This is a genomic window from Microcoleus sp. B7-D4 (assembly GCF_036705125.1).
Classification (GTDB): Bacteria; Cyanobacteriota; Cyanobacteriia; order Cyanobacteriales; family Microcoleaceae; genus Microcoleus.
The window spans coordinates 86716-105943 of record NZ_JAUBTT010000015.1; the positions used below are offsets into that span (position 1 = coordinate 86716).

Here is a 19228-nt window from a genome sequence, read left to right on the forward strand (position 1 = left end):
CCCGTCATGGGGTCAAAAGCAGAAATTTTATGTCTAAAATCCCAACTTTGGGTAGTTAGGCAGAAACTTTCTCTGTTTCCATGACTATTCCTCTTCTTTCCCTTCCTCTGTGCTCTCTGTGCCCTCTGTGGTTCCTTCACTCTTTCCTGCATTAACCTCAATCTTTCGCGCCTGACGTTCCGAGGCAGCTTTTTGCAGCATTTTCAATTTTTCTGGGTCAGCATTCGATCGCCAAAACAACTTATGATCCTTAATTTTAACGCAATTTTCCTCCAAACACTTCATCCATTCCCGATGTTTCTTAACTACGCCACGATCGAGAATACCTAACTTTTCTTCTTGGCGGGTGAGTTTCGCAAACTTGTCATAATGGGGATAACTCTCAGTAACAAAAGCTTCTTTTCTCACTAAAATTGGCGGATTGTACACATCAGAATAGTCTTGATAGCTCACAGAAAGGTCGCGCAAATCTATGTGCATAGAAGTGTGAAGGGCTGGATGCGGGTTAGTGTCAAAATCGGGATAAAATAGATAGGAAATCTGAGGTCTGCGAGCGTAAAATTTGATAATTGTCGCGCCGTCAAGTCTGCCAATTGTGCGGTTGGCGCAGCCTTCGTAGAGCCTGAGCAAAGGATCTAGTTCTTCTAATGCAGAGACGTGAACAGAAAGGGAACCATGCTGTTTGTAGCCGATCGCACTATCTTCGCAGCAATCCGCAACAATATCAGGTTTGCTCAGACTATATAGCATTAAATCTGCCAAAGTGCAAGCTTTTTGATAATTGTCAAACAAACCTTTGATGTCGTTGCGGATTTGAGCCGGGAGTCGGCGCATTGAAGGTCTATCGCCCAAACCGTTCAGAGCCAGATACACCAGCAAATCTTGGCGGCGCTTGTCGGCGATTTTCTCCCAATCATCCGCATCCGTTGCTTGCAAAATCACCCTCCAAGCGCGATTAAAACTGTGAAATTCCTCCTTAATCGCCGATTCTTCCGCTAGTTCGCCTTTAACAGGAAGGCGGCCCCGATCGCTCACAAAAGCCATCAAAGGAGCCAACATTTCCGCATAATCCTCAAACCGCTTAACTTTCGATCGCACTCTGGGAGTCGATAAGTGCGATCGAAACCGAGAAGCACGAAAACTTTCACCCTCCGCCGCATCCCGAAACACAAAATAAATCCCCAAAGCCACAGGAATCGCATCAACACTCAAAACTTGATCAATATAAACCTTCAACTCTTCTTGTTCGTAATACTTCTGAAAAGTATTCCGAGAAGTAATCACCCCATCCCCGTAAGCAATTTGACCTTGTTGGCGATCGTCAATCAAAACTTGAGCCGCTACAACTAATAAATTCTTAGTTAATTCCCAAGCATTCAGCAAAGCTTCTCGCCGTTCCGCCAAAGATTCAATCACATTAATCACATAACCAATATTCACAATATCAGCACAAATTCGCGGAGTATCCGGCTGATAGTATGGGTCCCAACCAGAAATAGCATAACCCTCTTGTGCAATATATTTAACATCCCCGCCGAAACCGCAACCGTAATCAAAAAAAGTCGCCCCGTCCCTCGCTAAATCAGCTTCTAAAACCAGACGCAGAGGTTTAGAAAGCGAATTGCGTACCATTGCAGCTTTGTGTCGCTCGATCTTAGGAATTGATAGCTCACTATTCTCCTGTTTCAAACGCTCGACAACAGTATGATCTTGGATTTCTACACCGCAATATCCCAAATATTTGAGCCAACCCTCGCGAGTGCCGATAACGCTAGTATTGTCAAGCAGCCCCCACTTTTCCTCGCAGCGAGTGAGTCGAGCAAACTTTTCGTAATTGGGATAATCCGCAGCTACAAAAGTTTCCTTACGGTGCAAAACTGGAGGATTTTCGCTGTTGCTGTAATCGAAATATTTAACTTCCCCTGTTGCTAGATTAATTTGGATGCTGGTTTGCAAAGCAGGATGAGCATCTGTATCGAAATCAGGGTAAAAAAGATAAGATATTTTAGGTTGATGGAGTGAAAATTTAACTAAATTTGCTTCATCAATATTTTCGAGAGTGCGTCTGGCACAATTTTCGTAGATTCCGATGACTGGGTTGAGTGCTTGCAAAGCCGAAACGTGGACGTAAAAAGCCGTAGGTAATTTTTTCCCCACCTTGCTTTCCCGACAGCACCGAGCGACTTTTGCCACCAAATTCTCAACACAAAAATTATTGCTTTCGTCGGGTAGGTACGGCACAGCATTTACAGAATTTTGCTCAGCAATAGCCTCGTTTTCATACAATAAAATTTCTCTAGCAAATGTCATCAAAGGCGTTAGCAGTTTTTCATCATTTTCTAATGAATCGCTATCTAAAATAGTGTTTGTACTGGGATCGTAATTCATAGCTAACTTAATTATTTTTTAAATTAACCGCAGAGAACGCAGAGGACACGGAGTGAAGAAAGAAACCAACTAAATTTCCCTATTATAATTTTTATATGTAGGATGCACCCTCCGTACCGTATCGCTTTATTTCTTAGTCTCTTAGAGAGGGACTTCGTTTTGGTAATGGCGATTTTAATCGCCGACTAATATCGACTCTGAGCGAGTAAGATATTAACCGAACATTCGAGTTTCCACAAATTCTTGAACCCGGGCTAAATGACTGGACAAACTCACTAATATGTTCTCAACCCTCTCAATATTTAACAATTCCCTCTCTGGTGGTTCAGATTGAAAGCCTCGCGCTTGATGCTCCAATTGTGCGGCCAAATCCGACATCAGGGCAACTCCCACATTAGCAGAAGTTCCTTTGAGACGGTGGGCTTGATATTCCACAGCTTGCCAATCTTTAGCTTCTAGAGCTAGTTTGGCCGCAGCCATATCAGCTTGGGCGTCTGCCACAAAAGCTTGCAAAAGTCGCTCTGGTAATTTAATATTAACTCGTCCGAGTTGCTCCAATCTGCTCTTGTCGAACAGTCCGTCGTAGTCTCTATGTTCCCAAGTTTGAAGTGCGATCGCCCTTGGTGTCGGCAGAGCCACAACCTGCGCTTTTTCCACAACTTCTGTATAATTTGTTGCTAATTGAGATTTATTTTCCGAATTAATACTTTTAACTCCATACTTATTTTCACCCTGAACATTTAGGGCTTCATACTTTTTCAGAGCCGCCGCCAAAGCATCTAAATCTACAGGTTTGCTGAGATAATCGTCCATCCCCGCCGCCAGACACTTTTCTCGTTCCCCCGGCATAGCATGAGCAGTTAAAGCCATCACAAAAGTATGCCGATCGCTTCCTTCGATTTCCCTCAACTTTTGCGTCGCTTTGTAACCGTCAAGTACCGGCATTTGACAGTCCATCAGCACTAAATCATAGCTTTTTTTAGCCAGTAAATCCAGCGCTTCTTGACCGTTGACCACGCAGTCAGCCTGATAGCCTAAAACGGCCAACTGTTCGACAAGAACTTGTTGATTGATCGGGTGGTCTTCCGCCACCAAAATTCTCAGCGATGACAGCGAATTGGGAGTAACATATTGAGAATTAACTGCTGGCAATTTGCAAGTATTAGCAGCCTCCAGCCTCCCAAACTCTCCCGTTCCCTTCACCGACGCAAGCATTGCCTCAAGCAGGCGGCTTGGCCGCACCGGCTCGATCAAATATCCGTTAAAACCATGACTGCAAAGCGATTCAGCCTTCGGCTGTTCTCGCAAAGCAGTCATGGCGATTAACGAGCCAACTGTCGAGGTCGATCGCACTTTCCTAGCAAATTCCTCCGCATCCAACTCAGGCATTTGCAAGTCCACAAGCACCAAATCCCAGCTTTTTTCCCTCTCCCCCGAATTCTGAGAAATCGCGCCCTGGGCCTTGTTCAACCAAGTCAAAGCCTCAGTAGCAGTTTCTGCCTCATCGCAGCGGGCACCCCAACTTTGAGCGAGCGATCGCACCGCTGCCCTCCTCAAAGCGCTTTCCGATACTACTAACAGCTTCTTGCCCGCAAGTTCGGGATCATGAGGCTCAACTGGCAACTGTTTTTCCAAAGGTACAGTAAACCAAAAAGTAGCACCGCTGCCTAGCAAACTGCGAACTCCAATATCGCCTCCCATCATCTCCACTAACTGCTTACAAATCGCCAAACCCAAACCCGTTCCGCCGTAAGGCCTAGTAGGAGAATCGTCTACCTGAGAAAAAGATTGGAACAGTTTTGTTTGCCCTTCTGCCGAAATTCCAATGCCAGTATCCCGCACGGAAAATAGCAATCTTGCTTCTTGTCTACCGTCTGCCTGTCGGTTGCCCTGTTTCACAGTTACGTGAACTAGAACTTGACCGCGATCGGTAAATTTTATGGCATTACCCGTCAAATTCAGCAAAACTTGCTTCAATCTGCCCGAGTCGCCCACCAACTTTCTCGGCACTGAGCTGTCTACTAAAATATTCAATTCAATACCTTTTTCTTCTGCCAAATGCGCTATAATTTCTATCACCGACTCAACGCAACTATCCAAATCAAAATTAGACTTTTCCAGCCGCATTTCTCCAGCTTCAATCTTAGAGAAATCGAGGATATCATTAATAACAGTCAGCAAATGTTCAGCACTGCGGTAAATCGTGTGAGCACAGTCTCGCTGTTTCTGTTCCAGAGGAGCGCGCAGCAGCAATTGAGCCATTGCCAAAACCCCATTCATCGGAGTGCGAATTTCGTGACTCATGTTCGCCAAGAATTGCGACTTCACCCGGCTCGCTTCTAAGGCAGTTTCCCGCGCTTCCACCAACTCATTAATCTTGTCGGCAACCATCACAATTCCCCCGACTTTCTCGTCTGGATCGTACCAAGGGTGAGCAGCCCACCGCAGGTACAGAACAGATCCGTCGGCTCGTTCCCAGGCATCTTCGCTCACAGAAACTACCTTGCCTTTGAGCACTTCTTGATACATTACTTTCCAGCGATTGGGGGTATCTGGAAACAATTCGTAATGGCTGAGATTATTCAGGGACGGCAACTCCAAATCAAATTGACTAATCCATTTTTTAGAATTAGCCATATAGCGCATTTGTGTATCGAACATCGCCATTGCTACAGGCACGCAATTAATAATTTGTCTCAGTTGCAGCCGTTCCCTTTCCAGAGCATCTTCCGCCTGTTTGCGCTGGGTAATGTCGCTAATCATGCCGGCCATCCGCAGCGGTTTTCCTTGGGAATTCCGCTGAGCTTTTCCCTGAGAAGTGCAGTAGCGGTAAACACCGTTCGAGTGTAGCAGCCGGAATTCTACATTATAGTCTATTTCTTGTTCCAAGTGAGCGGCGATCGCGGCGACGATTCCCTCCTTGTCATCGGGGTGCAGGCGGTTGTATAGAGCTTCCATAGTCCTGCCAAATTGCTTTCGCGACAAACCGATAATTTCCAAAAGGCGATCGTTCCAATAAACCTCATTTTTACTTAAATCCCAATCCCAAATTCCGTCGTTCACTCCCTCTAAAACTAACCTGTACCGTTCCTCACTTTCCTTAAGTTTTTGACTGGCATCAAACGCCTTTGATTCGGCGCGGTAAACGCGAATGGCATTGTACAAACTGCGAGACAAACTATCGGGAGAAAGCTTATTTTTAGCAATATAATCAGAAGCTCCAGCCTTCATCAATTCCACAGCAATTTGTTCGTCGCCTTGACCTGTGAGCACAATTAAGGGAACTTTCAGCCCCGCTTCTCGTAGATTTTTTACCAAACTCAGCCCGTCTCCGTCGGGCAATCCGTAGTCCAGCAATACGCAGTCAAATTTGCACTCAAATATTTGATTTAATAGCACCCCCTTTTCTGTCTCCTCAACCTCGCTTAAAGGTTGAGATTTATTTGGTTTGGAGAGTTTGGCGGTAGCCTGAGTAGAATTTTTGCTGACCGAGAGTTGGGCCAGGGCATCCGCGCAGTCTTCTGCTTCAGTAACTTCTGCCGAAACACCAGCGGACTTGAGCGATCGTTTGATCGCCATTCGATCGACTGCATCGTCATCAACTATCAGAATTGTGAGAATTTTGTCCATAACAACCGAATTGTGGATTACTCCGAAAAAGCTGCAGCCTACAAAAAGTAATTAAAATAAATGCACCACTGAAAAATCACCAAAGCCACCTTGAAACTTTTCCTGTTAAATTTTCTCTTATTTAGGGAATTTCGCTCAGCATCCAGTATCTGTTGAGGGTAGCCATAACTTCCACGAAGTTAGAAAAAGTGACAGGTTTAAGAATATAGCCCGCTACATTCAAATTATAAGCTTTTACTTTATCTCTATCTTCATTAGAAGTTGTGAGGACGATTACCGGAATCGACCTCAAACATTCATCCAGTCGCAATTCTTGCAAAAACTCGATCCCGCTCATTCTGGGCATATTCAAGTCCAGCAAAATCAATCGGCGCGCTTGAGGCATTGGAGGGTCTATTTTTCCTTCTCCACGTAATATAGCTAGAGCTTCTAATCCATTGGCAGCAATGTAGAGGGGGTTGACGATGTTATTTTTTTTGAAAGCTCGCCGGACGTTCATCACATCAACCTCATCATCTTCTACCAAGAGAATATGAATTTTTTTGTCTTGCATAAATCAGCCATTTTATAGATGTTTTTTAAGCGCCAGTCTCCTTGGGGAGGTTTAGCCAGCACGGATCGCGAACCCAGCAGGTTTAATCTCTATTGTCCTTTTTGACAACTCCTCGGCCTGAAGGCACGAGGATTCTTGGTTCATTGGGACTACTCATGTAGCTTCCCCTCCCCAAAATTCACGCTCGTTTTGCCCAACCGCTGTATATCCACGCTGCAACACCACTTGCGCGGCTGCAACATCTCGATTCGTTTCATAGCCACAGGTTTGACATTTATGTACCCGTTCGGATAGTTCTTTTTTGCCTGTATGGGTTTGACATCTTGGACAAGTTTGACTTGTTCCGTTCGGGTTTACAGACGCGAAGTACGCACCTCGCTTAAAGCAAACATGGCTCAAGATATTCAAGAACTGACCAAACCCTGCATCAAGCGTGTGCTTGGCACACATTCCGGCTGACATTGCTTTGAGGTTCAAATCCTCAGCAAATACTGTTTGGGCTGCGTTGCATAAATGATGTGCAGTCTTGAAATGAAAGTATGAGCGACTGTTCGAGATGTATTCGTGGTGCTTCGCTATTTGGTGATGAATTTGACGAAACTTTCTAGAGCCTTTTTTCTTGCGCGATTGTTGACGTTGCAGCAATTTCAGCTTGCGTTGTCCATCCACAAAGAATCTAGGTCTATCAATCAATTCACCATCAGAAGTTGCCAAAAAATGTTTTAACCCTAAATCAATCCCTAATCCATGTCCTGAAGGTGAGGCTTGAGGTACTTTGATATCACATTGCAAACTGAGCATGGCCGAGGAGCCAGAAGCCCTCTTAACAACGCGAATTTGCTTAACCTCAAACCCTTGAGGGATTGGACGATCCAGGTGCATTTTAACTAACCCAATCTTGGGTAGGTTGACCCAATCGGCACCATCAAACTGTTTAACGGATTCTAGATTCAATTGAGGGAACACTACGGAGCGCATCCGCTTTTTGAATCTAGGAAAACCGTGTCCTCGTTCCCACATTGCCACAAACGCTGCTTCTAGTTGGCGCAACGCCTGCTGCAAGACATGGGTGTGAGGCAATTTCAACTCAGGAATTAACTTCTTTGCTTGGGCTAATGATTTGCATTGGCCCGCAAAGGTTGGACGCGGTGCATCAGCAGGGATCATGTATTCCTGCTTCATGCTGCACGAGTTGATATCACACTTACGAGAATTAACCCAATCTTTTCGTTCTCGCAATGCAAAGTTGTAGACCTTGCGGCAAATATTGAGCCACTGGTCGAAAGTCTGGCGTTGCGTATCGGTAGGAATGAGCTTGTACTCGTAGGTTAGATTTAACATACAGCCATTGTAGAGCCGACCTGAATAAATGCAGTGCTGTTTAATGCAAAAACCTCGCTGAGAGATTCCGAGCCGAAAGTCCCCCTAGAAGGGGGAGGCTTGTATCCCATTTTTTTGGTCAAGAATCATTTATTCCGGGGCCGATGACGGTATCTACCGGCAGGTGTACTCGCCCCTCATGCTCTCAGGGGCGCAGCCGAGATCCAAAAACTCGCCAATAACGCCCGATCGAGCTACGGTAAAATCTAAAACTCATCTACCTTATTATTAATCGCCATGTCAGCCGATCGCAAACTCTACGAAGGCAAAGCCAAAATCCTCTACTCCACCGAAGACAGCGAAATTTTGCTGACCCACTTCAAAGACGACGCCACAGCCTTTAACGCCCAGAAACGGGGCAGCATCGTCGGCAAAGGCGAAATCAACTGCGCCGTATCCGCCCACCTGTTTCGGATGCTAGAAGCCAAAGGCATTCCCACCCACTTCATCGACACGCCGGCCCCCAACCAAATGCGAGTCTGTCGCGTCCAAATCTTGCCATTGGAAGTCGTAGTCAGAAACATTGCCGCCGGCAGTCTTTGCAAGCAGACCGGGCTCGCCCTCGGCACAATAGTCAATCCCCCGCTGGTGGAGTTTTATTACAAAAACGACGATTTGGGAGACCCGCTGCTGACCCGCGACCGGCTCCAGTTAATGCAGCTAGCCACCCCCGAACAAGTAGACCAACTAGAAATAGCCGCCCGCGAAATTAACGAAATACTCAAAGAATTTTTCACCGAGTGCGGCATCACCCTAGTAGACTTCAAACTAGAATTCGGTATCGACCAACATCAAAATCTGCTCCTCGCCGACGAAATCAGTCCCGACACCTGCCGCCTCTGGGACAACGCAGAAACCGACCCCGACGCCCGTGTTATGGACAAAGACCGATTCCGCCGGGACTTGGGATCGGTGGAAACCGCTTACCAGCAAGTTCTCCAACGGGTTCTAGCTCAGAAAGTCTAGAGGCTTTAACAATGCGCTACAATTGCACAGTTTGTCACCCTTGTGCCTTTGATGTCAGCTCAGCGGTCAACAGTCATCAATTAGCGGTCAGCGCGAAATTCCACCGACTTATATAACTAATGACTAATGACTAATGAATAATGACTAATGTGGTGTGTGAATTGCCCAAAAAAGTGAACAAAAATGCGTTTATCTGCTGTATTGGTGGCAGTTTTTACTGCCTCAGCAACATTCGGGTTATCAAATTCTGCAAACGGCCAAACATCCTACTCTGAATCTGCAGAGGAAGCTTTGGCTGCCGCCCGGCCCGCCCCGTCGATCGAATTACCCGATCGCCCCATTCCAGAATTAACCCAAAACCCTCCTCAAAACCGCAAAGCCGCTAAAACCGGCAAAGGGGAAGCCCTAACAATAGCTACGGCCCCTGACAGAGGACAAGGCGAGGAGCCCCCAAACCTAGTCACAGACCCGCCCTCCCCGGTTTCACCTCCGCTCCTTCAACTCCAACCCCAGCTAGCATCCAACCCCTCCCCCGCCTCTAGCAGCCAAAACGCCCTGCCAGACGCGCAACTCGGCACCCCGCTCCCCCCCAAGGAAGCGGCTGTAACGCCCGCCTGGATCGCAGCAGAGCTAGGGAAACCAGAGGAATCAGGGGCGATCGCTCAAAACGCCCAAGTTACCCCCAGACCGGCCCCGACCAGACCGGCCCCGACCAGACCGCCCACCGACACCGTTCCCCCATTGCCCCCTGGCCCAGCACCGCAGCCCAGACAAACGCCCGCACCCGCTGGGGCGGCAGAACCGCAAGTGCTAGTTGCAGAAGTTACAGTCACCGGGGCGACGGAAGACCTGGAAAGCGAAATTTACCGAGTCATCAGCACCCAACCGGGACGCACGACCAACCGCAGCCAACTGCAACAAGACATCAACGCCATTTTTGCCACGGGCTTTTTTAGAAACGTGCGGGCAGTACCGGAAGACACCCCGTTGGGCGTCCGGGTGACTTTTATTGTGCAGCCAAATCCGGTATTGCGGGGAGTGACAATCACCGGTCAGCAAGTGCTGCCCCAAAGCGTAATTGACGAAAGCTTCCGCGATCAATACGGCAAAATTCTCAACCTCCGCCGCTTTGAAGAGGGAGTGAAAAAAATTAATGCGTGGTATCAAGAGAACGGCTATGTTTTGGGGCAAATCACTGATGCCCCGCAAGTAGCAGACGACGGCACTGTCACCCTGGTAGTGGCAGAAGGCCAGATCGAATCCGTTGATGTCCGCTTCCTGAACAAGGAGGGAGAGGCAACAGATGCCACGGGTCAGCCGATCGGAGGCAACACCCGTCAGTTTGTCATCACCCGCGAAGTAGAACTCAAGCCCGGAGACATCTTTAACCGCACCAAGGCGGAAAGGGATTTGAGACGGGTGTTTGGTTTGGGAATTTTTGAAGACGTGCGACTTGCCTTGGAACCGGGAACGACTGACCCCCGCAAGGCAAGGGTAATTGTCAACGTCATTGAGAAAAATACCGGTTCTCTAGCCGCGGGTGCGGGTTTGAGTTCCGCGACGGGTTTGTTCGGTACGGTGAGTTACCAGCAGCAAAACTTCAGAGGTAGGAACCAAAAGTTGGGCGCTGAGGTGCAAATCGGGGAACGCCAAAATCTGTTTGACCTGAGTTTTACAGATCCCTGGATTGCGGGCGATCCTTACCGGACTTCTTATACGATTAATGCGTTTAGAAGACGATCGATCAGCGTGATTTTTGACGGCGGCGAACGGGAAGTCAGATTGCCCAACGAGGATCGACCCCGCATCAATCGCACCGGGGCCGGCATCAATTTCACCCGTCCCCTGTCGGCCAATCCTTTTGCCGATTCGGAGTGGACTGCTTCAGTCGGCTTGCAGTACCAGCGAGTCTCAATTACCGATCGCAAAGGCAGGCGCGAATCCGAGGACGAACTCGGCAACCAGTTGAGTTTTAGCAATTCTGGCTCAGACGACTTGACAACATTCCAAGCAGGTGCAGTGCGCGATCGGCGCAACGACCCCCTCCGCCCCACTAGCGGTTCCCTGCTCAGATTTGGGATGGAACAATCGATTCCTGTAGGTTCCGGCAGCATCCTCTTAAACCGCCTGCGGGCCAGCTACAGCTTGTACCTACCAGTCAAGTACACTAACTTTACCGCCGGCCCTCAAACCCTGGCATTCAGTTTTAGGGGCGGCACCGTATTCGGAGATTTGCCTCCATACGAAGCCTTTGCCTTGGGCGGCGCCAACTCGGTGCGCGGATACGACGAAGGCGACATGGGAGCCGGGCGCAGCTTCCTAGAAGCCAGCGTTGAGTACCGTTTCCCGATTATTTCGTTTATCGGCGGAGCACTATTCTTGGATGCTGGCACTGACTTGGGCACGGGCAAAGATGTCCCGGGGGACCCGGCCGGTATCCGCGAAAAGCCCGGTAGCGGTTACGGTTACGGGTTCGGCGTGCGGGTTCAATCTCCTTTAGGGCCGATCCGGATCGATTACGGTATCAACGACACTGGCGACAATCAAATTCACTTTGGGATTGGTGAGCGATTCTAATTAACGAAGAGTCATTAGTCAGCAGTCATTAGTCATTAGTTAGGAGTAAGAGGTAATTACTAATGGGTAATTGCTAATTGGTAATTGCTAATTGGTAATTGCTAAGCTGCGTCTGGGTCCACCCTACGAATCATATCTAAGGTGCGCGGCCCGGCGCACCCTACGGGTTAACTACTGTGACGCTGTTGCGGCTGTTACAATCGTAGAGAACCTTACCACCAGCCCAATATGACTCCATTTTTTCCGATGCTGTTATTGCAATTTACTCAAATAGCAGAAACTAGCTCTTGTCGTACTGTCGGACAGCCGGAGTTAATCGCAATTATTGCTCTAATGGGGGACTTTTAGCCTTTGCTGCTACAGCTAACTTGCCAGCTATTTCAATCGTAGCAGCAAAGGTTCTAGCAGGTCTTGCAATTGGAGCTAGCTTCGAGTCGATAATATTGCCCTTCCAGGCAATTTTAGATATCGCAGCGGTGGTGGCTGTAGTCGAGGGCATTAAGCACATCTTAGGATGTGGTTAAGGAGTTAACTACGGTTAACTTCCTTCTTCCTTTTTCCTTATTCCAAATGACTATTCACACCCTAAAATCTGAATTTGAACTGTCGGGAATCGGTTTGCACAGCGGCGAACAAACTCGCGTCCGAGTTTTGCCTGCGGAGGTTGGGAAAGGCCGCTATTTTGTCAGAGTTGACTTGCCTGGTACTCCGATAATTCCTGCAAAAATTGAGGCGGTTTGTCAGACTGCACTTTCAACGGAACTGGCAGGTATCGATGCTCAAATTCGCACTGTAGAGCATCTATTAGCGGCTTTGGCGGGGATGGGAGCGGATAATGCTCGAATAGAGGTTGAGGGGCCGGAAGTGCCGCTGCTGGACGGTTCGGCTCTGGTTTGGGTAGAGGCGATCGCCCATACCGGCTTAGTTCCTCAAGAATCGAAGCAAGCCCCCACTTCCTCCTTCGTCCTAGAACAGCCAATTTGGGTGCGCCACGGGGATGCTTTTGCAGCGGCTTTACCCTCAGCCGAAACTCGATTTAGTTACGGAATTGATTTTGAGGAACAGGCGATCGGCAATCAATGGTACAGTTGGTCGCCAGAGGCAGAAAGTTTTGCGACGGCGATCGCCCCAGCCCGCACTTTTGGACTTGCTCGCCAAGTTGACCAATTGCGACAAGCAGGTTTGATCAAAGGTGGTACCCTAGAGAACGCCCTAGTTTGCGATCGATCCGGCTGGCTCAACCCGCCCTTGAGATTTGTCAACGAACCGGTGCGCCATAAAATCTTAGACTTAGTAGGCGACCTCAGTCTGCTAGGAACTTGGCCAAAAGCTCACTACTTGGCTTACAAAGCCAGTCACAACCTGCACGTCCAACTCGCCCAAGCCCTGAAATCGGAAGCTCTAGCTACCCTAGATAAAAGTTAGGAAAAAACAGGTGATCTGTTAAGATTGCATCTTTATTCTTCCTTCTGCCTTCTGCAATACCACACTCAAAAGTCTTCAAGTAATGTCTACGCTGACTGAAGTTAACACCCTCAATACTGCTAATTCTGAATCCCTTCCCACCGAGAACGGTGATGATTCTCCAGCGGTTAAATCTACTTTTACTCTCGAAGAAATTCATAAATTATTGCCTCATCGCTATCCTTTTGCACTGGTTGACAAGATTGTTGATTACGTGCCGTCCGAGAAGGCTGTAGGAATTAAAAATGTGACTTTCAACGAACCGCATTTTCAAGGGCATTTTCCCGGACGACCAATTATGCCTGGAGTATTAATTGTCGAAGCTATGGCTCAAGTTGGCGGTATTGTTCTGGCTCAGTTGCCAGACATCAAGCAAGGATTGTGGATGTTTACCGGAATTGATGAAGTCAAGTTCCGTCGTCAGGTTGTACCGGGCGATCAGTTGCTGATGACTGTAGAATTGCTGTGGGTAAAACGCCGTCGCTTCGCAAAAATGCAGGCTCTGGCTGAAGTAGACGGACAAAAAGTTTGTGAAGGAGAATTGACGTTTTCGATGGTAGATTAAATTGAGCATTGGCCAGCGCAGGCCGATGCCCTGCTCAGGGCCGAAAAGCATTGGTAAGGACTAATCAGTAGCTAATCACAGACAACAGCTAACAGACAACAGACAACAGACAACAGCCAACTGACAACTGACAACTGAAAAATGCTTACTTTGATTCACCCAACTGCTGTGATTCATCCCGGTGCTGAACTTCACCCGACTGTAGAAGTGGGAGCTTATGCTGTAATTGGGGAAAGAGTGAAAATCGGGCCGGAGACTAAGATTGGCGCCCATGCAATTATCGACGGGCTAACAGAAATAGGTGCTCGCAATCAAATTTTCCCCGGTGCGGCGATAGGTTTGGAACCTCAAGATTTGAAATACGAGGGTTCTCCGACTAGGGTGAAAATTGGCGACAGCAATCAAATTCGGGAATATGTGACAATCAACCGCGCTACTGGAGCCGGGGAAAGCACGACTATTGGCAATCATAATCTATTGATGGCTTATGTTCATGTGGGACACAATTGCGCGATCGCCGATCGAGTAATTATCGCCAATGCTGTAGCCTTAGCCGGACACGTTAAAATCGAGTCTCAAGCCCGATTGAGCGGTGTTTTGGGCGTTCACCAGTTTGTCCACATCGGCCGCTTGTCTATGGTGGGCGGCTTGAGCAGGATCGATCGAGACGTACCTCCTTATATGCTAGTCGAGGGGAATCCTTCGAGAGTGCGAGCCATCAACAAAATAGGCCTCGATCGCGCTGGTTTTACTGCAGAAGATTTGCTAGTTTTGAAGAAAACTTTTCGTATTCTATATCATTCTGGCTACACTCTCAATCAAGCTTTGGAACAGTTGGATTTGTTGCCAGAAAACGCCCACTTGCAGCACCTGCGGAGATTTGTGCAGCAGTCTATAACCAAAGGGCGGCGCGGTTTGATTCCTGGCAAAAAGTGAATGAGGTAGAATAAACCTATGAACTAAGCGACTGTTGCCCTATGAATGTATATACTTCAGTCAAATCTACATCCCCTGAAACAGAACAAGATGGCTGCATCAGGTTCTCAGATGTTAGTTGGGAGCAATTTGAAGCGATAGAAGCAGCTTTTAAAGATGTCAGAGGTGTGAAATTTTTCTATCTCGATAAAATACTGCAAATTATGACTGTCTCGCCCGAACACGAAATAATCAAGAAAACTCTCTGTATGCTCCTAGAGGCATATATGAGAGCAAACGGGATTCGATTTTACGGCAAGGGCGGCCCGACTCTAGGTAACAGAGAATTAGGCGGTAGAAAAGAGCCGGATGATTCCTATGATATAGGAACCCAAAAAATAGTCCCAGATATTGCTATTGAAGTGGTAATTACCAGTGGCGGGATAAATACTCTAGAACTCTACAAAAGATTGGGCGTTCGGGAAGTCTGGTTTTGGGAAAATAGTCAGTTATCTCTCTATTACTTAACAGGTGAAAATTATGAGCAGATTGCCAGGAGTACATTCCTTCCCGATCTAGACTTAGAATTACTGCTACGCTGTGCTAATATGCCCGATCAATATGATGCTGTTACCGAGTTATTAGCCAACATCTCACCTGTATAAAGTCAGAATATGAAAATTTTTATCAGCACTGGTGAGGTTTCGGGCGATTTGCAAGGAGCTTTGTTAGTTGCAGCCTTAAAACGTCACGCTGTCGCGGCTGGTTTTGATCTAGAAATAACCGCATTGGGTGGCCCTCGTATGGCGGAAGCGGGTGCTACTATTTTAGGCGATACTGTGGGCATTGGTTCTATGGGCCTTATAGAATCCGTGCCGTATATTTGGCCCACGATTAAAGTTCAGCAAAAAGCTAAACAATATCTCAAAAACTTTCGCCCCGATGCTGTTGTATTGATTGATTATTTGACTCCAAATCTCGGTATTGGCAGCTACATCCGCCGCTATTTGCCTGATTTGCCGGTGGTTTGGTACATCGCACCTCAAGAATGGGTTTGGTCGATTTCTCCTCGCAATACTGAGCTGATTGTCAATATTTGCGACCAACTTTTGGCAATTTTCCCCGAAGAAGCTTGTTATTATCAAAAAAAAGGAGCCGAAGTGAGTTGGGTTGGTCATCCTTTGGTGGATAGAATGCAATCTGCGCCCAGCCGGGAAGTTGCCCGCAAAACTTTGGGAATTGGGCCGGAACAGGTGTCGATCGCCCTAATTCCCGCTTCCAGACACCAAGAACTCAAGTACCTGATGCCGGTTATATTTGAGGCAGCTCAAATTATTCAAGCTAAATTGCCGGAAGTTCATTTTTGGATTCCGCTGGCTAACAAAGCTTTTCGCAGCAAAATTGAACAGGCGATCGAGAATTACGGTTTGCGGGCTACTTTGTTAGAAAATCAAACTCTGGAAATCTTGGCTGCTGCCGATCTGGCGATCGCTAAATCTGGTACTGTTAATCTGGAGCTAGCTTTGCTCGACGTTCCGCAAGTTGTTGCCTACCGCGTCAGTCCGATTACGGCGGTTATTGCTCGCCACGTGCTGAAATTTTCGATTCCTTTTATGTCTCCGCCCAATTTGGTGCAAATGAAGCCGATCGTCCCGGAGTTGCTGCAAGACGAGGCGACTGCGGAAAATATAGTGAATCACGCACTGGAATTGCTGCAAAATGCCGATCGACGCCAGCAAACTTTGGCAGGTTATCGGGAAATGCGCGAAAGTCTCGGAGATGTGGGTGTGTGCGATCGGGCCGCTGCGGAAATAATGAAAAATGTTAAATTAAATACAGCAAATTAAAGCAACTTTGTTATTGAAATGTTATGCCAAGCAATCGGAAAAAGCGACCGATCGCTGTTGATTTATTTGCAGGCGCGGGCGGCATGACCCTGGGCTTTGAACAAGCAGGTTTTGATGTACTTGCATCAGTCGAAATTGACCCTATTCACTGCGCCACACACGAGTTTAATTTCCCGCTGTGTTCTATTCTGTGCAAAGATGTCACACAGCTTACGGGATCAGAAATTAGGAAAAAATCGGCGATCGGGCGGCGCGAAATAGACGTAGTAATCAGCGGTTCGCCCTGTCAAGGATTCTCCATGATGGGCAAGCGCGATGTGGACGACCCGCGAAATTCTCTAATTTTTCACTTTCAGCGCTTAGTTTTGGAGCTAAAACCCAAGTTTTTTGTAATGGAAAATGTGCCGGGAATTGCATCAGGAGAACACAAAGAACTCCTGAATGTTTTAATTAGCTCTTTTCTGAAACGTGGCTATAAAGTAGAAGAAAATTATCAAGTTCTCAACGCTGTTCACTATGGAGTGCCGCAAGCTCGCAAACGATTGTTTTTGATTGGGTGCAAAGAAGGTTATGAGCTACCCAAATACCCTCACCAAACTACTATATTGCCCAAAATTAAAATTCCTAAACGCTATAAAAAAGTTAATTTACCTGCTGTCCCGACAGTTTGGGATGCGATTGGAGATTTGCCGGATGTGGAAAAGTACAGCGAGTTGCTGCACCGAGATTGGGTGATAGCGGAGTACGGAAAGTGCAGCACTTATGCGAGTATAATGCGCGGAATTGATGGTTTGGATGATGATTATTCCTACGATCGCGAGTACGATCGACAAATCCTCTCTTGTAGTTTGCGAACTAAACATTCTCAGGAATGTATGGACAGGTTTCATGCGGCAAAACACGGGGAAAAAGAGCCGATCAGCCGTTTTTACAAGCTTCACCCTGACGGAGTTTGCAACACTCTCAGGGCGGGAACCGACAGGGCTAGGGGGGCTTATACTTCGCCGAGGCCGATTCACCCGATCGCCCCTCGGTGCATTACAGTCAGAGAAGCTGCGCGACTGCATTCCTATCCTGACTGGTTTAGATTTCACGTCACAAAATGGCACGGTTTTCGCCAAGTCGGAAATTCTGTACCCCCACTATTGGCGAAAGCTGTAGCAGCACAGATTATTAGCGCTTTGGGCGTGGAAGCAATTAAGCCGAGTCTCAAACTAACCTGGGGAGATGATTCGTTGCTTAAACTGAATTGGTCGGAAGCAGAACAATATTATCTAATATCAAATCCGTTAGCATCGGAATAGTAAATTCGAGTTCACTGTTGACTGTTGACTGTTGACTGTTGACTGTTGACTGTTGACTGTTCACTGTTCACTGTTGACTGTTCACTGTTGACTGTTCACTGTTGACTGTTCACTGTCAACCGTCAACATCATGTATGAGTGTAACCAGAAATGAGATAAAAAGTTAAGAATTAGATTTACAGCGTATATGCAGGGCTACCCCCAATTAAGCGCGGGTTTAGCGTCCCCTGTATCAGCGATCGCACTTCGATGACCAGCACAAGATGTCCTGGGTAGTTAAACAAACCGGGAATGTATTCCGGCGCGCTGTGCAGTTTGTTCAAGGTAAAAGTGGGAACTATTTCGACTACTGGTATGCAATCCAAGGCGTAGCGATCGTCCTATACATAAAATAGCAAAATCAACATCTGCATATCATGGGAGATTTGAGATTGTGAAAGTCTACCGGAAAACATTTTGATAAATTTCGCTGAGTTTTGCAACAATTACGAGTCTTTTGGAATTCTAGAGCTATCTTGGAAAAAGTGTATTTTCAGGAGACTCAAATACTATGGGTTGGTTTAAAAGACTGTTCGGACTCGAAAAGCCTGCACCCCAGGCTGAACCGATGGCACAAGTAGTACAGCAAGCAGCACAAGCGCAATCCATCGCTCCTGCTAAAGTCGGCCCAGACGGAAATTTTGACGAAAGCGGCCTGGCGAAGCGGGTGGCTTTAGCTTTTGACAGCGATCCAGAAGTTGCTGATATCGAGACTGTTTATGTGGCTCAGCTCAGTGGCACGGTTGTTCTCAAAGGTCAAGTTCCCAGTCAGGAAATTCTCGACAAGTTGGTGGCGATCGCCTCTGCTGAAGAAGGTGCCGCAGGCGTGCAAACCGATCAGGTGACAGTTGGCTAGTTCTGCCCAAGCGAAGCAGTTTCGCTCCGGGTGCTGCTCGAATTAGTCAAAAACTCGATTAAACCCGCTGCGGCGGGTTTTTTCTTGCCGTCTCCCCCCTCCAAATATTAATTTTTGTAAACACAACCGATTCATCTCAAAAAACCGTATAATTGAATACAGAAACTAAAAAAGTTTTAGCCAAGAAAACCAACCCTGACCTGACTGCCCTTTTTATCTCCATAAATATAAGGATCAAAAAATATGAAACTCACTTATCGCGGTTCAAACTACGAGTACGACATTCCGACAGTTGATATGGTCGAAGGCGAAGTCGCGGGCAAATACCGGGGGCAAAACTGGAACTATCGGTATCCGAGACACATTCCCAACCCCAAAAAATACGGCGGCCCACACTATACCAAAAAGCGAGATGCTCAAGCTGGCGATGGGAATGTCGCAGCAGCTAACGCCCCAGGGGCGGTTAAATCTTACCCAACAGTTATGGAAGTGGCGCAAGTGCACCGGGCGAATCTTTGCAATATTCTCGATCGTAGAAAGGAAGCAGCCAAAGCCAAGGGCGATGAAACACTGCTGCGCTTGCTAGAAATTGAGTCGAGACACATGGTGTGTTAGAGAAAAAGCTTCAGAAAACAAAGCGTTTGTCAAGAGGGGGAAATCGAGTTAAGGAATGAAAAATAAATAACTTAATGAATTACTCAGGTTGGGGTACGGCTCGATAATTCCATTTGGGCAAATATTCGT

16 protein-coding genes are annotated in these 19228 nt (G+C 47.3%); 10 read left to right on the forward strand and 6 right to left on the reverse strand.

The genetic code is table 11. The annotated features are described in order from the left end of the window. Window positions 1-84 precede the first annotated feature (84 nt). The 4 genes from QUB12_RS08565 to QUB12_RS08580 all read right to left on the reverse strand — a co-directional run bounded on the left by QUB12_RS08565 (window position 85) and on the right by QUB12_RS08580 (window position 7912). The gene (locus QUB12_RS08565) at window positions 85-2388 is read right to left on the reverse strand and encodes a DNA phosphorothioation-associated putative methyltransferase (RefSeq protein WP_333306376.1); all 2304 of its coding nucleotides are present in this window, start codon (window positions 2386-2388) and stop codon (window positions 85-87) included. 213 nt (window positions 2389-2601) lie between these two features. Then, window positions 2602-6018: a response regulator gene (locus tag QUB12_RS08570; protein WP_333306378.1), complete on the reverse strand. Its 3417-nt coding sequence runs from the start codon at window positions 6016-6018 to the stop codon at window positions 2602-2604. A gap of 121 nt (window positions 6019-6139) precedes the next feature. Continuing rightward, on the reverse strand, window positions 6140-6571 hold the full coding sequence (locus tag QUB12_RS08575; RefSeq protein WP_333076249.1) for a response regulator: 432 nt from the start codon (window positions 6569-6571) through the stop codon (window positions 6140-6142). A gap of 153 nt (window positions 6572-6724) precedes the next feature. Beyond that, on the reverse strand, window positions 6725-7912 hold the full coding sequence (locus QUB12_RS08580) for a transposase (protein WP_333142052.1): 1188 nt from the start codon (window positions 7910-7912) through the stop codon (window positions 6725-6727). A gap of 276 nt (window positions 7913-8188) precedes the next feature. Between QUB12_RS08580 and purC the strand changes: the two genes are divergently transcribed. Next, the gene (gene purC / locus QUB12_RS08585) at window positions 8189-8917 is read left to right on the forward strand and encodes a phosphoribosylaminoimidazolesuccinocarboxamide synthase (protein WP_333142053.1); all 729 of its coding nucleotides are present in this window, start codon (window positions 8189-8191) and stop codon (window positions 8915-8917) included. A 183-nt stretch (window positions 8918-9100) separates the two neighbouring features. Beyond that, window positions 9101-11494 (forward strand): BamA/TamA family outer membrane protein, encoded by a 2394-nt coding sequence (locus QUB12_RS08590; protein ID WP_333142054.1) that lies wholly within the window; start codon window positions 9101-9103, stop codon window positions 11492-11494. Window positions 11495-11816: 322 nt separating this feature from the next. Here the strand turns inward: QUB12_RS08590 and QUB12_RS08595 are convergent, their stop codons facing one another. After that, window positions 11817-11993, reverse strand: a complete 177-nt coding sequence (locus tag QUB12_RS08595) for a hypothetical protein (RefSeq protein WP_333142055.1) — start codon at window positions 11991-11993, stop codon at window positions 11817-11819. Window positions 11994-12064: 71 nt separating this feature from the next. On the opposite strand from QUB12_RS08595, the gene lpxC reads away from it, so the two are divergent. The 6 genes from lpxC (at window position 12065) to QUB12_RS08625 (ending at window position 17589) form a co-directional block, all read left to right on the forward strand. Then, on the forward strand, window positions 12065-12919 hold the full coding sequence (gene lpxC / locus QUB12_RS08600) for a UDP-3-O-acyl-N-acetylglucosamine deacetylase (RefSeq protein ID WP_333142056.1): 855 nt from the start codon (window positions 12065-12067) through the stop codon (window positions 12917-12919). A gap of 82 nt (window positions 12920-13001) precedes the next feature. Next, complete coding sequence (gene fabZ / locus QUB12_RS08605) at window positions 13002-13523, forward strand: 3-hydroxyacyl-ACP dehydratase FabZ (RefSeq protein WP_333142057.1); 522 nt, start codon at window positions 13002-13004, stop codon at window positions 13521-13523. A gap of 141 nt (window positions 13524-13664) precedes the next feature. Further along, window positions 13665-14459, forward strand: a complete 795-nt coding sequence (lpxA, locus tag QUB12_RS08610) for an acyl-ACP--UDP-N-acetylglucosamine O-acyltransferase (RefSeq protein ID WP_333142058.1) — start codon at window positions 13665-13667, stop codon at window positions 14457-14459. A gap of 41 nt (window positions 14460-14500) precedes the next feature. After that, window positions 14501-15103 carry a Uma2 family endonuclease gene (locus QUB12_RS08615; protein WP_333142059.1) on the forward strand — a complete coding sequence of 201 codons (603 nt, stop codon included), beginning with the start codon at window positions 14501-14503 and terminating at the stop codon, window positions 15101-15103. Window positions 15104-15112: 9 nt separating this feature from the next. After that, window positions 15113-16285 carry a lipid-A-disaccharide synthase gene (lpxB, locus tag QUB12_RS08620; protein WP_333142060.1) on the forward strand — a complete coding sequence of 391 codons (1173 nt, stop codon included), beginning with the start codon at window positions 15113-15115 and terminating at the stop codon, window positions 16283-16285. A 23-nt stretch (window positions 16286-16308) separates the two neighbouring features. Beyond that, complete coding sequence (locus QUB12_RS08625; RefSeq protein WP_333306381.1) at window positions 16309-17589, forward strand: DNA cytosine methyltransferase; 1281 nt, start codon at window positions 16309-16311, stop codon at window positions 17587-17589. 176 nt (window positions 17590-17765) lie between these two features. On the opposite strand, the gene QUB12_RS08630 is transcribed toward QUB12_RS08625, so the two are convergent. Further along, on the reverse strand, window positions 17766-17954 hold the full coding sequence (locus QUB12_RS08630) for a hypothetical protein (protein WP_333306383.1): 189 nt from the start codon (window positions 17952-17954) through the stop codon (window positions 17766-17768). 185 nt (window positions 17955-18139) lie between these two features. Here QUB12_RS08630 and QUB12_RS08635 point away from each other — a divergent pair, with 185 nt between their 5' ends. Both QUB12_RS08635 and QUB12_RS08640 read left to right on the forward strand, forming a co-directional pair. After that, complete coding sequence (locus QUB12_RS08635; RefSeq protein ID WP_333142062.1) at window positions 18140-18484, forward strand: BON domain-containing protein; 345 nt, start codon at window positions 18140-18142, stop codon at window positions 18482-18484. A gap of 243 nt (window positions 18485-18727) precedes the next feature. Further along, window positions 18728-19099 (forward strand): DUF4278 domain-containing protein, encoded by a 372-nt coding sequence (locus QUB12_RS08640; RefSeq protein ID WP_333142063.1) that lies wholly within the window; start codon window positions 18728-18730, stop codon window positions 19097-19099. The last annotated feature ends 129 nt before the right edge of the window (window positions 19100-19228 follow it).

Excerpts from the sequence above, each read along its gene's own strand:
- fabZ (WP_333142057.1), top strand. The coding sequence starts at position 13,002 with ATGTCTACGCTGACTGAAGTTAACACCCTCAATACTGCTAATTCTGAA.
- QUB12_RS08570 (WP_333306378.1), bottom strand. The coding sequence starts at position 6,018 with ATGGACAAAATTCTCACAATTCTGATAGTTGATGACGATGCAGTCGAT.
- lpxB (WP_333142060.1), top strand. The coding sequence starts at position 15,113 with ATGAAAATTTTTATCAGCACTGGTGAGGTTTCGGGCGATTTGCAAGGA.
- QUB12_RS08565 (WP_333306376.1), bottom strand. The coding sequence starts at position 2,388 with ATGAATTACGATCCCAGTACAAACACTATTTTAGATAGCGATTCATTA.
- lpxC (WP_333142056.1), top strand. The coding sequence starts at position 12,065 with ATGACTATTCACACCCTAAAATCTGAATTTGAACTGTCGGGAATCGGT.
- QUB12_RS08575 (WP_333076249.1), bottom strand. The coding sequence starts at position 6,571 with ATGCAAGACAAAAAAATTCATATTCTCTTGGTAGAAGATGATGAGGTT.
- QUB12_RS08635 (WP_333142062.1), top strand. The coding sequence starts at position 18,140 with ATGGGTTGGTTTAAAAGACTGTTCGGACTCGAAAAGCCTGCACCCCAG.
- QUB12_RS08580 (WP_333142052.1), bottom strand. The coding sequence starts at position 7,912 with ATGTTAAATCTAACCTACGAGTACAAGCTCATTCCTACCGATACGCAA.
- purC (WP_333142053.1), top strand. The coding sequence starts at position 8,189 with ATGTCAGCCGATCGCAAACTCTACGAAGGCAAAGCCAAAATCCTCTAC.
- QUB12_RS08615 (WP_333142059.1), top strand. The coding sequence starts at position 14,501 with ATGAATGTATATACTTCAGTCAAATCTACATCCCCTGAAACAGAACAA.
- lpxA (WP_333142058.1), top strand. The coding sequence starts at position 13,665 with ATGCTTACTTTGATTCACCCAACTGCTGTGATTCATCCCGGTGCTGAA.
- QUB12_RS08590 (WP_333142054.1), top strand. The coding sequence starts at position 9,101 with ATGCGTTTATCTGCTGTATTGGTGGCAGTTTTTACTGCCTCAGCAACA.
- QUB12_RS08595 (WP_333142055.1), bottom strand. The coding sequence starts at position 11,993 with ATGCCCTCGACTACAGCCACCACCGCTGCGATATCTAAAATTGCCTGG.
- QUB12_RS08625 (WP_333306381.1), top strand. The coding sequence starts at position 16,309 with ATGCCAAGCAATCGGAAAAAGCGACCGATCGCTGTTGATTTATTTGCA.
- QUB12_RS08640 (WP_333142063.1), top strand. The coding sequence starts at position 18,728 with ATGAAACTCACTTATCGCGGTTCAAACTACGAGTACGACATTCCGACA.